This is a genomic window from Pseudomonas cichorii, from assembly GCF_018343775.1.
Taxonomy (GTDB): Bacteria; Pseudomonadota; Gammaproteobacteria; order Pseudomonadales; family Pseudomonadaceae; genus Aquipseudomonas; species Aquipseudomonas cichorii.
Window position 1 is genome coordinate 2,016,364 of the sequence record NZ_CP074349.1, and the last position, 14,428, is coordinate 2,030,791.

The following is a 14,428-nucleotide window of genomic DNA, read 5'->3' on the forward strand; positions in this document are numbered from 1 at the left end:
CTCATGTACTCGGTTTGCTGAACAAGACGTAGATCTTCATCGCCAGGGGTTTGTAGCTTGCGGCCACCAGCGCCAGGGTGATGAAGCCACTGGCGGCGAGGCCCAGCAGCACGGTCGTGCGGCTCTGTTGTTGCGTGATCATGCGAAACACCGGCTCGCTGCAGATCAGCCCGACGGCGGTCATGGCACTGATTCGCAGGGTGTCGCGCAGCCATTGCCCGTGAATGCCGGGTGCCAGACGCTGGTGAACGATCATCGGCCAGATCGCGAACGACACCGCACGCAGTGAAAAAAAGGCCAGCGCTGCGCCGTAGGCTCCCTGGTAATGAATCGCGACAACCATGACGGGCACTGTGATCACGGCGGAGATGACGCTGTACCAGATGTGCAGCCGCATCTGTCCATAGGCGTATTGCAGGTAGAACTGAAAGGCGCTGGCCGCCATGATTGCGCTGCCCAGTGCGTACCAGCACAGAACCGAGCGCCCCCATTGAGCGGCAGCCTGATCGCCGGTCCAGGCATAGATCAGCGGCTCGGCGTGCGCGGCAACAATGGCGGCCAACGGGAACAGAAAGGTGCAGACAAAACGGTTGGCTGCCAGAAACAAGGCATGCATGTCCTGCTGACGATCTTCAGCCACCAATACCGTCAGGCGGGGTAGCAAGGCCTGCACCAGCGGGTTGGTCAGCATCATGATGCCGGTGGTGATCAGCGCGACCAGCGAGAAATACCCGTATTGATCCAGCGGCAGTATTTCCGAGAGCAGTACCTTGTCTATCTGGGTCAGCACGATCCACAGGATGCTGCTCAGAGAAATGCTGGCGGCGAACGGCAGGATCGGTCTGACCAGCCGCCAGTCAATGCCTGTGAGCCAGTGGGCAACCGGCATCTGACGCCAGGCCCGTGTAGCGAATATCAGGGTTTCGAGCGCAGCAACAGCGGCCTGGAATTCAAAGAAATCCTGCGGGTCCTGAGAAAAGCTGCTCACCAGCAACAACCCGCCGAAGTAGCGCAGGGTCGCGATGGCGATGTTTACCCCATTGAGCCAGGCATGTTGTTCGAGCCCCTGAATACCGCTCTTGTACAGCGTTGAGTACAGGCGCAAGGCGATGACCACGCCCATCAGGCCGATGCAGTTGATCAGCGTCTGGGGCTGCAATGCCTGGGCATTGAGCCAGTGCACGGCAATCCATGGGCTGGCGGCATAGACAGCCACAGCACTGAACAGCGCCAGCGGCAGAAACATGATCTCGAACGAGCGCAGTATCCGCCCTTGATGCCTTTCGCTGGCCGGCGTGCCCTGATGCTGGGCCACGGCACGTACCAGACTGGGCGACATACCGGCATCGAGCAATTGCAGCCAGGCCTGCATGACGGTGAAAAAACCGATCAGGCCATACGCCTCGGCGCCCAGATGGCCGAGGTAGAACGGCATGATCAGAATGCCCACCAGCATTACATAAGCCTGCCCCGCGTAATTGAGCGCGGTATTGCCGATGACGGAGCGTTTGCTGAACATGGGCATCAGATGACCTGGGCAATGGCAGGGCTTTGGTAGCTCACGCTGCCCAGGCTGCATTCTTCGATCAGGGTATGAATGACCCGGTCCTGATCGTCACGCGGCAGGCCGGGGTAGATGGGCAGGCACAGCACACGCTCGCTCAAGGCTCGTGACACGGGTTGCCCAGGCTGCGGCTGGAGGTATTCGAGGGTGTCCAGAGACGGGTAAAAGTAGCGGCGCGGGTTGATACTGCGGGCGTTGAGCGAGGCACGTACCCTGAGCAGATGCTGCTCGTCCTGCAGGGCCACCGGGAAGTAGCTGTTATTCAACTCGCTGTCGGGCTCGGGTCGTTGCAGGTCCAGGTAACTTTCCAGACGCGAGCTGTAGCGATGGGCGATTTCAGCACGTTCTTCGAGGATATTCTCGATATTGTCCAGAATGCACAGCCCCATGGCGGCCGAGAACTCGTTGAGCTTGGCGTTGATGCCAATGCCGTCGATCTTGTCGACATCAGCAATGCCGAAGTTGCACAGCAGATAGACGCGTCTGGCCAGTTCGTCATCGTTGGTGATGATCGCGCCGCCTTCGATGGTGTGAAACAGCTTGGTCGCATGAAAACTCAGGGTGCTGATGTCGCCCCGGTTGAGCACTGACTGACCGCCATGACGCACTGCGAATGCATGGGCGCCGTCGTAGACCACCTTGAGCCGGTGCTTGCGTGCAATCTGCTCGATGGCGTCGACGGCGCAAGGATTGCCGAACACATGGGTCCCGACAATCGCACGGGTGTCTTCGGTGATCGCGCTTTCGATGTGTTGTGGCGAGATGTTCCAGGTATGGGGGTCTATGTCCGCGAAGATCGGCCGGATACCTTCCCATTGCAGGGAGCTGGTGGTCGCCACGAAACTGAAGGGTGTGGTCACGGCGCTGCCGCTCAGGCCCAGGGCGCGATAGGCGACTTGTAACGCCAGGGTGCCATTGTTGGTCAGGATGATGTGCTTGACCCCAAGGTAATCCTTGAGCCGGCTTTCCAGTTCGCCCACCAGTGGCCCGTGGTTGGTCAGCCAGCCTCGTGCGTAGATACCTTCGACATACGTCTTGAACTTGTCGATATCACCCAGGTAAGTCTTGGTTACGTTAATCATCGAAACCTCCATGTCGCTTGTCGGATCGTTCTGTTGCGGTGGGCGCCTGTTCCTTGCCTTAGCTAGGGAGAGGTCGGTTCTGGAGGCGAAGAACTGGTTTGTGCGCTGACACGTGCTGCCCGGCCCTGATTCATGCCCAGAATCAGGCGGGTGAGCGTGCTGCCGCTGTGGGGGTCGCCGAAATGCAGGATGGCCGTGGCCCGTTTCAGACCAGGACTGCATGGCTGGTTGGCGTGCAAGGAGCGATAGCCCCAGAACAGATAGATATTGCCGGGCTGCAGTTTCAGGACTGTCGGCCTGAGCCAGCCGCGATTGATGGCGGCACAGGTCAGCCAGCGGCTGAAGCGGTTCTGTAACAGTGCCTTCTCGACGACATTGCGCGCCACGTTGTTGCGCAGCTTGCGTGCGTTGGTGAACAGCATCAGGTCGCCGCATTCTTCGCCGTCGACCGGGATGTAGATCGGAATCAATGCGGTGACCAGACTGGCATCGAAGTGAAAGCAGTTGGACTCCCGTACTCCCTGGGAACCCTGTATGCAGCGCAGTACAGGGAATATCTGCTCGCTGGGGCTTTCCTGCAGGGCGGCATGCCGGTAGAGGCTGGCCATGAGCTGTTTGAATGTCGGGTCTGACCAGAGGCTGGCCAGCAGGCTTTCGCCCAGGCTTTTTTCGCCATGGTAGGCAAAGTACTCACCCGGATGCTTGGACGCCTGGCTGTCGGTGAAGGCCCGCAACTGCTCCAGGTCGGTGTCGCTCAATATGTTCGTGAGGGTAGTGAATCCCTGTGCATCTATATCGTTGGCCAGGTGTTGAATCTGTAGGGCGTCGAAAGCGGGTATCAGTGGCATTTCAGTTACACCTTTGGGCAGGTGGAGGCGAAAAACCAAAAGCGAAACTGCTGGCCTGGTTATTGGATTTACCGGATGTCCGGGCACGCTACCGCCCGAATCCTCGGGATCCGGACTTGCATTCATTCAAATGACACCCACTCCAGCCTGATTGAACGAATCCGTTCCAGTCGAGCGATTGCTTCAGACAAAGCTACCGCCACACCGAACGTGTTCAGTAATTTCAAGGGTTTCATGAGTCAACAGACATCCAGCGGGGCGAGGGCAAGGCTCCGTGGAAACAACTAACATCGTGGGCAGAACAAGAAAGCTACGGCGTGGCCCGATCCTGCGTTGTGCTCTGTGGCATTTACGTACAGTCCAGGATGGGGCTGACAGTCCTATATATTGGTAGCGTCAGCCAATCTGTCAAATTATTTCGTCAGCTTTCTGTTAAATACTTGATAAATCGTTTCATTAAATAAATAAGTCATTGATTTAAAACGGAGTCAAAAAAATAACGTATGCCTCATAAGAGGGCGGTGTCATTTTTTGGGCATATTTACACAACAGCGGGTGTAACATTTGTACAAGAGGATCCAGAGCGCTGAGCATAGGTGCTGTCGACACGTTTGCAGAGCACCTTTTATTCCTTATTTGAATATACAAATAATAATATATAATTTTTAGTTCTATGTGATTTCATGCAATATTGATGCTGTGATATGTAACGTGGCGTGCTTTGAGGATGGTCTCAGGGTTTGAACCGGATCGAAGGGATATGTCGATCATGTAAGCAGTTCGGGATGCCGGGCTGGGCAATTCAGAGGGCTGTACATGCAAAATTCTGCGCTTTATTTCGATTACGCTGCCACCACCCCCGTGGACGAGCGCGTGATTCAGGTGATGGTCAAGTGTCTGGGAATAACGGGCAATTTCGGCAATCCCGCTTCCAGTTCTCATTCATATGGCCAGCAGGCGCGCCTGACAGTCGAATACGCACGCGAGCAGGTGGCCGGGCTGGTCGGTGCCCAGGCCGGGCAGATTATCTGGACGTCCGGCGCTACCGAGTCCAATAACCTGGCGCTCAAGGGCGTGGCACAGGAGCAGGCACTGCGCACGTCAAAGTCCGGCGGGCACATCATCACCAGCCAGATCGAACACAAAGCCATCCTCGATACAGCCCAGCAACTCGAAGCCGGTGGCTACGAGGTGACCTACCTTGCTCCCGATGCCGATGGCCTGATTACCCCCGAGGCTGTGAGTGCAGCCCTGCGTGACGACACCTTTCTGGTATCGCTGATGCTGGTCAACAACGAACTGGGAACCGTCAGCGACATCGCCGCAATCGGCGAGCGGGTCAGGGCACATGGCGCCCTGTTTCATGTGGATGCGGCCCAGGGTGCCGGCAAGCTGGCGATCAACCTGGCGGAACTGGCCGTGGACCTGATGTCGTTTTCGGCGCACAAGATCTATGGTCCCAAAGGTATTGGCGCCCTGTATGTCGGTCCGCGAGCCGAGCAGCGGGTGCTGGCCCAGATTCATGGCGGCGGTCATGAATGCGGTCTGCGCTCTGGAACCCTTGCAACTCACCAGATTGCGGGAATGGGCGCAGCCTTCGCCCTGTCTGCCGACTCGCTGGAGCAGGAAATCGCCCATATCGAGTGTCTGAATCTTCGTCTGCGTGAACGTCTGGCGGATATTCCTGGTGTAAGAATCAATGGCAGCCCTGACCAGCGCATTGCACATACCCTGAGCCTGACCTTCGGCAAGAGCGACCTCAATATCGCTGCCCTTGGCAACGGCCTGGCTTTCTCATCCACCTCGGCCTGCAACTCCGCGAAGAACACGCCTTCGCACGTGCTGCTGGCGCTGGGGCACAGCCCGCAGACGGCGAGTCAGACCATTCGCCTGAGCCTGGGACGTTTCACCCACGAGCAGGATATCGACCGAGCCGTGGAGTTGATTCGTGCCTCATTGATCCAGCCTGCGTTCTGGGCGGTTGCTCAGTCTTGATTGGTGCTCCATTATCTGACCCGATATAGCGATTAAATCGGGTCAGGAGAGTCAATGAGTACGCAAACCACAGGAGTGGCAGAACGTCTGGCGCAGACGCGCGCCTTGATGAGTCGGGAACAGATCGATGCCTATCTGGTGCCCTCGGCAGATCCCCATCTCTCCGAATATCTGCCTGGCTATTGGCAAGGTCGGCAATGGCTTTCCGGTTTCCATGGCTCCGTGGGAACGCTGGTCATCACTCAGGATTTCGCCGGTGTCTGGGCCGACAGTCGTTACTGGGAGCAGGCGACCAAGGAACTGGCGGGCAGCGGTATCGAACTGGTCAAGCTGCTTCCCGGCCAGCAAGGTCCTCTGGAGTGGCTTGCCGATCAGGCCGGTGCTGAAACGGTGGTTGCCGTCGACGGTGCCGTGCTGGCTGTCGCTTCTTCCCGCAGTCTTGCCAGCAAGCTGTATGCCCGTGGAGCCAGGTTGCGCACGGACATGGACCTGCTCAATGAGCTATGGAAAGACCGTCCTGCCTTGCCGACCAATCCCGTATTTGAACATCTGCCGCCATACGCCACCCTTGAGCGGGGCGAGAAACTGGCCCGAGTGCGCCAGACCATGCTTGAGCGTGGAGCCGATTGGCATTTCATCGCGACCCTGGATGACATTGCCTGGCTGTTCAATCTGCGCGGCACCGATGTTTCCTACAACCCGGTCTTCATCTCTTTTGCACTGATCGGGCCTCAGAGCGTCACGCTGTTCGTGGCCTCGGACAAGGTGGGCGATGATGTGCGCCAGAGCCTTGTGCGTGACGGCATCAACCTGCTTGAGTACACGCAGATCGGCGCAGCGTTGCGCGAAGTGCCAAAGGATGCGCGTCTGCTGGTGGACCCGGCACGAGTGACCTGTGGTTTGCTCGATTACCTGGACAGTGAGGTGACGCTGGTCGAAGGGCTGAATCCGAGTACCTTGTTCAAATCCCGCAAGACCGAAGCTGATACACGGCACATTCGCCAGGTCATGGAGCAGGACGGTGCAGCGCTGTGCGAGTTCTTTGCCTGGCTTGACGCGGCATTGGGGCGCGAGCCCGTCAGTGAGCTGACCATCGACGAAAAACTCGGAGAAGCTCGTCAGAAACGTCCTGGTTATGTGTCGCCAAGTTTTGCCACCATCGCGGGATTCAATGGTAACGGGGCAATGCCGCATTATCGTGCCTGTGAAGAGGAGCATGCGCAGATCGAGGGTGACGGCCTGTTGCTGATTGACTCCGGTGGACAATATCTGGGCGGCACTACCGATATTACGCGCATGGTTCCGGTAGGGATGCCCAGCATTGAGCAGAAGCAGGACTGTACTCGAGTGCTCAAGGGCGTGATTGCTCTGTCCCGGGCTCGTTTTCCGAAGGGGATTCTGTCGCCGTTGCTGGATGCCATTGCCCGGGCGCCGATATGGGCCGACGAGGTCAATTACGGTCATGGCACCGGGCACGGTGTCGGCTATTTCCTGAATGTGCACGAAGGGCCGCAGGTCATTGCCTATCAGGCGGCGGCCACGCCACAGACAGCAATGTTGCCGGGGATGATCACGTCCATCGAGCCGGGTACTTACCGGCCGGGTCGCTGGGGAGTGCGAATCGAGAATCTGGTCATCAACCAGGAAGCGGGCAATACCGAGTTCGGTGAATTTCTCAGGTTCGAGACGCTTACGCTGTGCCCGATCGATACGCGCTGCCTGGAAATCTCACTGCTGAGCCAGGATGAGCGCAAGTGGCTCAACGACTATCATGCCCACGTCAATGAGCGCCTGAGCCCGCTGCTGCAGGGTGCGGCCCTGAAGTGGCTGCAGGTCCGCACAGCGGCGGTTTGATACCTGTGTTGAAGCGTCGAAGCCTCAGGGCTTCGACGCGGCCTGGCCTATCGGCGAGCTTTTGCGGCAAACAATGATCATGCTGCGGCTGGTATAGCCTGCCGGGTTCAGACCGAACGGGTAATCGCCCGGATCTTCCACCACATCGCCGGACTTGGCAATGACCTTGTAGCTCCTGGACTCACAGGCATTCGTAGCCAGTTCGTTGCATTTTTCCCAGGATGAAGACAGGCCCGAGCAATTGATGTGGATACCGCGCTTGCCTTGCTTGACAGGGTTGGACGTTGTCGCACATCCGGCGACGGCGAGTAACGCCAGTACGATAAAGATGTATTTCATGCCCTTCCTTAACTGGTCATTATTCAAAGCCAGCGTCTGGCCTGAGTTCTTGTGATCACATAATGACGTTCGTAACGTGATGTCTCGATGGCATTATCTGCGAAGCGAGAAATCATAAAGGCTTAAACATGGCTCATGCGCGTGACAAATACTAGTGCTCTGTCACCCAAAAGCATATCCATTTTCCTGAAGGCTCAATCTGCAGGCACGAGCTGCGGTTTGCCTGACGTCGACGTCAGGGTGGCGCCGATGGATGCCATGATGATGGCTAGAATTGCCAGCCACTGGACCAGTGTCAGGTGTTCGCCAAGGAAAAGAATGCCTGACAAGGCGGCAAACACCGGCTCCAGGCTTGCCAGCATTCCAAAGGTCTGTGCGGGCATGCGGGTCAGTGCGACCATTTCCAGGCTATAAGGCAATGCAGTGGACAGAATCGCGACCCCCAGAGCGGCAGGGATCAGGGAAATGTCGAGCAGTGCCGAGCCTGCATGTACCGCTCCGATCGGAGCGATGAAGATCGCTGCAATGATGACCCCCAGTGCTGCGGTCTGGACCCCGTTGTCGGCACCGGCTTTCTGGCCGAACAGAATATAAAGCGCCCAGCACACACCGGCGCCCAGCGCATAGCCTGCGCCGAGCAGATCAATGCTGGCACTCGACTGGCCGATCGGGATGAGCAGTAACAGACCGACAACGGCCAATACCACCCAGAGAAAGTCGATGGCTTTGCGTGAAGAGAGCAGGGCGACAGCCAGTGGCCCGGTAAACTCCAGGGCGACTGCAATGCCCAGCGGAATAGTTTGCAGGGACATATAGAAGAGAAAATTCATCCCGCCCAGTGCGATTCCGTAAATGACCACCGTGCGCAATGAGTTGGCAGTGAGGCGCGCTCGCCATGGACGCAAAATCACCAGCAGGATCAAGCTGGCAAAGACCAGTCGCAGCGTGGTGGTCCCTTGTGCGCCTACGGCGGGGAAAAGACTTTTGGCCAGCGAAGCGCCGCTTTGAATGGAGGCCATCGCAATCATCAGCAATCCCAGGGGAAAGATGATGGAGGCGATACGAGGCTTGTTGGTCATTTCGGGTGTGTATCCAGAGTAAGCGGGGGGTAGTGAGGGCAGTATGATGCTTAATAAAGCGGGGTTGCGCAATATATTGCGCAGTTGGTGTGGCGTTCTTATATAGAAGGAAGGCTGGAGAGGCTTGTTTTGCCGAAATCGAAATTAACGGTTGACGGGCGATTTAATGTCTCTATAATTCGCCCCACTTCCGGAGCAGACGGAACTGAAAAAGCCTTGTAGATCAATAGTTTGCAAGTGTTTTACGGTTCTGGAGTCGAGCTGGAAGTGCTTCGATCGTGGTTGGATCAGCAGCGGTGTGAGAAAGCGTTTGACACAGCCTTCGGGTCCTGTAGAATTCGCCTCCCGCTGACGAGCAACCTGAGGTTGATCGAAGCGCAAGTGGTTGAAGTTGCAAAGGAAACTTTGAAACTTGTTGAAATAACCGCTTGACAGATACAGAGGGTGCTGTAGAATGCGCGCCTCGGTTGAGACGAAAGGCTCAACCCGCCGCTCTTTAACAACTGAATCAAGCAATTCGTGTGGGTGCTTGTGGTGTAAGACTGAAGTCAACAGATTATCAGCAACGCAAGTTACTCCGCGAGAAATCAAAGATGTAACCAACGATTGCTGAGCCAAGTTTAGGGTTTTCTCAAAACCCAACGATGTTTGAACTGAAGAGTTTGATCATGGCTCAGATTGAACGCTGGCGGCAGGCCTAACACATGCAAGTCGGGCGGCAGCACAGGTACTTGTACCGGGTGGCGAGCGGCGGACGGGTGAGTAATGCCTAGGAATCTGCCTGGTAGTGGGGGATAACGCTCGGAAACGGACGCTAATACCGCATACGTCCTACGGGAGAAAGCAGGGGACCTTCGGGCCTTGCGCTATCAGATGAGCCTAGGTCGGATTAGCTAGTTGGTGAGGTAAAGGCTCACCAAGGCGACGATCCGTAACTGGTCTGAGAGGATGATCAGTCACACTGGAACTGAGACACGGTCCAGACTCCTACGGGAGGCAGCAGTGGGGAATATTGGACAATGGGCGAAAGCCTGATCCAGCCATGCCGCGTGTGTGAAGAAGGTCTTCGGATTGTAAAGCACTTTAAGTTGGGAGGAAGGGTCGTTACCTAATACGTGACGATTTTGACGTTACCGACAGAATAAGCACCGGCTAACTCTGTGCCAGCAGCCGCGGTAATACAGAGGGTGCAAGCGTTAATCGGAATTACTGGGCGTAAAGCGCGCGTAGGTGGTTCGTTAAGTTGGATGTGAAATCCCCGGGCTCAACCTGGGAACTGCATCCAAAACTGGCGAGCTAGAGTAGGGCAGAGGGTGGTGGAATTTCCTGTGTAGCGGTGAAATGCGTAGATATAGGAAGGAACACCAGTGGCGAAGGCGACCACCTGGGCTCATACTGACACTGAGGTGCGAAAGCGTGGGGAGCAAACAGGATTAGATACCCTGGTAGTCCACGCCGTAAACGATGTCAACTAGCCGTTGGAATCCTTGAGATTTTAGTGGCGCAGCTAACGCATTAAGTTGACCGCCTGGGGAGTACGGCCGCAAGGTTAAAACTCAAATGAATTGACGGGGGCCCGCACAAGCGGTGGAGCATGTGGTTTAATTCGAAGCAACGCGAAGAACCTTACCAGGCCTTGACATCCAGTGAACTTACCAGAGATGGTTTGGTGCCTTCGGGAACACTGAGACAGGTGCTGCATGGCTGTCGTCAGCTCGTGTCGTGAGATGTTGGGTTAAGTCCCGTAACGAGCGCAACCCTTGTCCTTAGTTACCAGCACGTGATGGTGGGCACTCTAAGGAGACTGCCGGTGACAAACCGGAGGAAGGTGGGGATGACGTCAAGTCATCATGGCCCTTACGGCCTGGGCTACACACGTGCTACAATGGTCGGTACAGAGGGTTGCCAAGCCGCGAGGTGGAGCTAATCTCACAAAACCGATCGTAGTCCGGATCGCAGTCTGCAACTCGACTGCGTGAAGTCGGAATCGCTAGTAATCGCGAATCAGAATGTCGCGGTGAATACGTTCCCGGGCCTTGTACACACCGCCCGTCACACCATGGGAGTGGGTTGCACCAGAAGTAGCTAGTCTAACCTTCGGGGGGACGGTTACCACGGTGTGATTCATGACTGGGGTGAAGTCGTAACAAGGTAGCCGTAGGGGAACCTGCGGCTGGATCACCTCCTTAATCGACGACTCAGCTTTACCATAAGCTCCCACACGAATTGCTTGATTCATTGAAGAAGACGATTGGGTCTGTAGCTCAGTTGGTTAGAGCGCACCCCTGATAAGGGTGAGGTCGGCAGTTCGAATCTGCCCAGACCCACCAATTGTTTGGGGCCATAGCTCAGCTGGGAGAGCGCCTGCCTTGCACGCAGGAGGTCAGCGGTTCGATCCCGCTTGGCTCCACCACCTCATGTCAAAGCTTAGAAATGAGCATTCCACCGAAACGGTGCGTGAATGTTGATTTCTGATCTTTATCAGAATCGTTCTTTAAAAATTTGGGTATGTAATAGAAAGTTAGACTGGACCGCACTTTCACTGGTGCGTGTTCAGGCTAAGGTAAAATTTGTGAGTGAATTGCAAATTTTCGGCGAATGTCGTCTTCACAGTATAACCAGATTGCTTGGGGTTATATGGTCAAGTGAAGAAGCGCATACGGTGGATGCCTTGGCAGTCAGAGGCGATGAAAGACGTGGTAGCCTGCGAAAAGCTTCGGGGAGTCGGCAAACAGACTGTGATCCGGAGATGTCTGAATGGGGGAACCCAGCTGTCATAAGACAGTTATCTTGTACTGAATACATAGGTGCAAGAGGCGAACCAGGGGAACTGAAACATCTAAGTACCCTGAGGAAAAGAAATCAACCGAGATTCCCTTAGTAGTGGCGAGCGAACGGGGACCAGCCCTTAAGTGGCTTTGAGATTAGCGGAACGCTCTGGAAAGTGCGGCCATAGTGGGTGATAGCCCTGTACGCGAAAATCTCTTGGTCATGAAATCGAGTAGGACGGGGCACGAGAAACCTTGTCTGAACATGGGGGGACCATCCTCCAAGGCTAAATACTACTGACTGACCGATAGTGAACCAGTACCGTGAGGGAAAGGCGAAAAGAACCCCGGAGAGGGGAGTGAAATAGATCCTGAAACCGTATGCGTACAAGCAGTGGGAGCCCACATTGTTGGGTGACTGCGTACCTTTTGTATAATGGGTCAGCGACTTATATTCAGTGGCAAGCTTAACCGAATAGGGGAGGCGTAGCGAAAGCGAGTCTTAATAGGGCGTTTAGTCGCTGGGTATAGACCCGAAACCGGGCGATCTATCCATGGGCAGGTTGAAGGTTAGGTAACACTGACTGGAGGACCGAACCGACTACCGTTGAAAAGTTAGCGGATGACCTGTGGATCGGAGTGAAAGGCTAATCAAGCTCGGAGATAGCTGGTTCTCCTCGAAAGCTATTTAGGTAGCGCCTCATGTATCACTGTAGGGGGTAGAGCACTGTTTCGGCTAGGGGGTCATCCCGACTTACCAAACCGATGCAAACTCCGAATACCTACAAGTGCCGAGCATGGGAGACACACGGCGGGTGCTAACGTCCGTCGTGAAAAGGGAAACAACCCAGACCGTCAGCTAAGGTCCCAAAGTCATGGTTAAGTGGGAAACGATGTGGGAAGGCTTAGACAGCTAGGAGGTTGGCTTAGAAGCAGCCACCCTTTAAAGAAAGCGTAATAGCTCACTAGTCGAGTCGGCCTGCGCGGAAGATGTAACGGGGCTCAAACCATGCACCGAAGCTACGGGTATCACCTTCTGGTGATGCGGTAGAGGAGCGTTCTGTAAGCCTGTGAAGGTGAGTTGAGAAGCTTGCTGGAGGTATCAGAAGTGCGAATGCTGACATGAGTAACGACAATGGGTGTGAAAAACACCCACGCCGAAAGACCAAGGTTTCCTGCGCAACGTTAATCGACGCAGGGTTAGTCGGTCCCTAAGGCGAGGCTGAAAAGCGTAGTCGATGGAAAACAGGTTAATATTCCTGTACTTCTGGTTATTGCGATGGAGGGACGGAGAAGGCTAGGCCAGCTTGGCGTTGGTTGTCCAAGTTTAAGGTGGTAGGCTGAGATCTTAGGTAAATCCGGGATCTTAAGGCCGAGAGCTGATGACGAGTGTTCCTAGAACACGAAGTGGTTGATGCCATGCTTCCAAGAAAAGCTTCTAAGCTTCAGGTAACCAGGAACCGTACCCCAAACCGACACAGGTGGTTGGGTAGAGAATACCAAGGCGCTTGAGAGAACTCGGGTGAAGGAACTAGGCAAAATGGCACCGTAACTTCGGGAGAAGGTGCGCCGGTGAGGGTGAAGGACTTGCTCCGTAAGCTCATGCCGGTCGAAGATACCAGGCCGCTGCGACTGTTTATTAAAAACACAGCACTCTGCAAACACGAAAGTGGACGTATAGGGTGTGACGCCTGCCCGGTGCCGGAAGGTTAATTGATGGGGTTAGCGCAAGCGAAGCTCTTGATCGAAGCCCCGGTAAACGGCGGCCGTAACTATAACGGTCCTAAGGTAGCGAAATTCCTTGTCGGGTAAGTTCCGACCTGCACGAATGGCGTAACGATGGCGGCGCTGTCTCCACCCGAGACTCAGTGAAATTGAAATCGCTGTGAAGATGCAGTGTATCCGCGGCTAGACGGAAAGACCCCGTGAACCTTTACTATAGCTTTGCACTGGACTTTGAATTTGCTTGTGTAGGATAGGTGGGAGGCTTTGAAGCGTGGACGCCAGTCTGCGTGGAGCCATCCTTGAAATACCACCCTGGCAACTTTGAGGTTCTAACTCAGGTCCGTTATCCGGATCGAGGACAGTGTATGGTGGGTAGTTTGACTGGGGCGGTCTCCTCCTAAAGAGTAACGGAGGAGTACGAAGGTGCGCTCAGACCGGTCGGAAATCGGTCGTAGAGTATAAAGGCAAAAGCGCGCTTGACTGCGAGACAGACACGTCGAGCAGGTACGAAAGTAGGTCTTAGTGATCCGGTGGTTCTGTATGGAAGGGCCATCGCTCAACGGATAAAAGGTACTCCGGGGATAACAGGCTGATACCGCCCAAGAGTTCATATCGACGGCGGTGTTTGGCACCTCGATGTCGGCTCATCACATCCTGGGGCTGAAGCCGGTCCCAAGGGTATGGCTGTTCGCCATTTAAAGTGGTACGCGAGCTGGGTTTAGAACGTCGTGAGACAGTTCGGTCCCTATCTGCCGTGGACGTTTGAGATTTGAGAGGGGCTGCTCCTAGTACGAGAGGACCGGAGTGGACGAACCTCTGGTGTTCCGGTTGTCACGCCAGTGGCATTGCCGGGTAGCTATGTTCGGAAAAGATAACCGCTGAAAGCATCTAAGCGGGAAACTTGCCTCAAGATGAGATCTCACTGGAACCTTGAGTTCCCTGAAGGGCCGTCGAAGACTACGACGTTGATAGGTGGGGTGTGTAAGTGCTGTGAGGCATTGAGCTAACCCATACTAATTGCCCGTGAGGCTTGACCATATAACACCCAAGCAATCTGCGAAGAGCGGATTGCGGTGTAGTGAAGATGACGAACCGAAAGTTTGCGCCACACACAGATTACCGAAACACCTCTATTACACACCCATTCGCGGGTACGTACCCAAGTACGCACCGG

At 55.4% G+C, this 14,428-nt stretch carries 7 protein-coding genes, 2 tRNA genes and 2 rRNA genes; 6 read left to right on the forward strand and 5 right to left on the reverse strand.

Annotation, left to right across the window (positions count from 1 at the left end; genetic code table 11):
* Position 1: 1 nt before the first annotated feature.
* From KGD89_RS08995 to KGD89_RS09005, 3 genes are all read right to left on the reverse strand, one after another.
* Positions 2-1,519 carry a lipopolysaccharide biosynthesis protein gene (locus tag KGD89_RS08995; protein WP_025259455.1) on the reverse strand — a complete coding sequence of 506 codons (1,518 nt, stop codon included), beginning with the start codon at positions 1,517-1,519 and terminating at the stop codon, positions 2-4.
* Positions 1,520-1,524: 5 nt separating this feature from the next.
* Positions 1,525-2,646 (reverse strand): DegT/DnrJ/EryC1/StrS family aminotransferase, encoded by a 1,122-nt coding sequence (locus KGD89_RS09000; protein ID WP_025259456.1) that lies wholly within the window; start codon positions 2,644-2,646, stop codon positions 1,525-1,527.
* 62 nt (positions 2,647-2,708) lie between these two features.
* Positions 2,709-3,494: a hypothetical protein gene (locus tag KGD89_RS09005; protein ID WP_025259457.1), complete on the reverse strand. Its 786-nt coding sequence runs from the start codon at positions 3,492-3,494 to the stop codon at positions 2,709-2,711.
* 816 nt (positions 3,495-4,310) lie between these two features.
* Between KGD89_RS09005 and KGD89_RS09010 the strand changes: the two genes are divergently transcribed.
* Positions 4,311-5,489 carry a cysteine desulfurase family protein gene (locus KGD89_RS09010; RefSeq protein WP_025259458.1) on the forward strand — a complete coding sequence of 393 codons (1,179 nt, stop codon included), beginning with the start codon at positions 4,311-4,313 and terminating at the stop codon, positions 5,487-5,489.
* 54 nt (positions 5,490-5,543) lie between these two features.
* Positions 5,544-7,343, forward strand: coding sequence for an aminopeptidase P family protein (locus KGD89_RS09015; protein WP_025259459.1), 1,800 nt, complete (start codon positions 5,544-5,546; stop codon positions 7,341-7,343).
* A gap of 24 nt (positions 7,344-7,367) precedes the next feature.
* On the opposite strand, the gene KGD89_RS09020 is transcribed toward KGD89_RS09015, so the two are convergent.
* On the reverse strand, positions 7,368-7,682 hold the full coding sequence (locus KGD89_RS09020; protein WP_025259460.1) for a hypothetical protein: 315 nt from the start codon (positions 7,680-7,682) through the stop codon (positions 7,368-7,370).
* A 194-nt stretch (positions 7,683-7,876) separates the two neighbouring features.
* Positions 7,877-8,761 (reverse strand): threonine/homoserine exporter RhtA, encoded by an 885-nt coding sequence (gene rhtA / locus KGD89_RS09025; protein ID WP_025259461.1) that lies wholly within the window; start codon positions 8,759-8,761, stop codon positions 7,877-7,879.
* 650 nt (positions 8,762-9,411) lie between these two features.
* Between rhtA and KGD89_RS09030 the strand changes: the two genes are divergently transcribed.
* From KGD89_RS09030 to KGD89_RS09045, 4 genes are all read left to right on the forward strand, one after another.
* Positions 9,412-10,950 (forward strand): 16S ribosomal RNA (locus KGD89_RS09030).
* Between the two features lie 64 nt (positions 10,951-11,014).
* A tRNA-Ile gene (locus KGD89_RS09035) sits at positions 11,015-11,091 on the forward strand.
* Positions 11,092-11,098: 7 nt separating this feature from the next.
* Positions 11,099-11,174: transfer RNA gene (locus tag KGD89_RS09040), tRNA-Ala, on the forward strand.
* 226 nt (positions 11,175-11,400) lie between these two features.
* A 23S ribosomal RNA gene (locus KGD89_RS09045) occupies positions 11,401-14,292 on the forward strand.
* Together the 16S and 23S rRNA genes with 2 tRNA genes alongside form the textbook arrangement of a ribosomal RNA operon.
* The last annotated feature ends 136 nt before the right edge of the window (positions 14,293-14,428 follow it).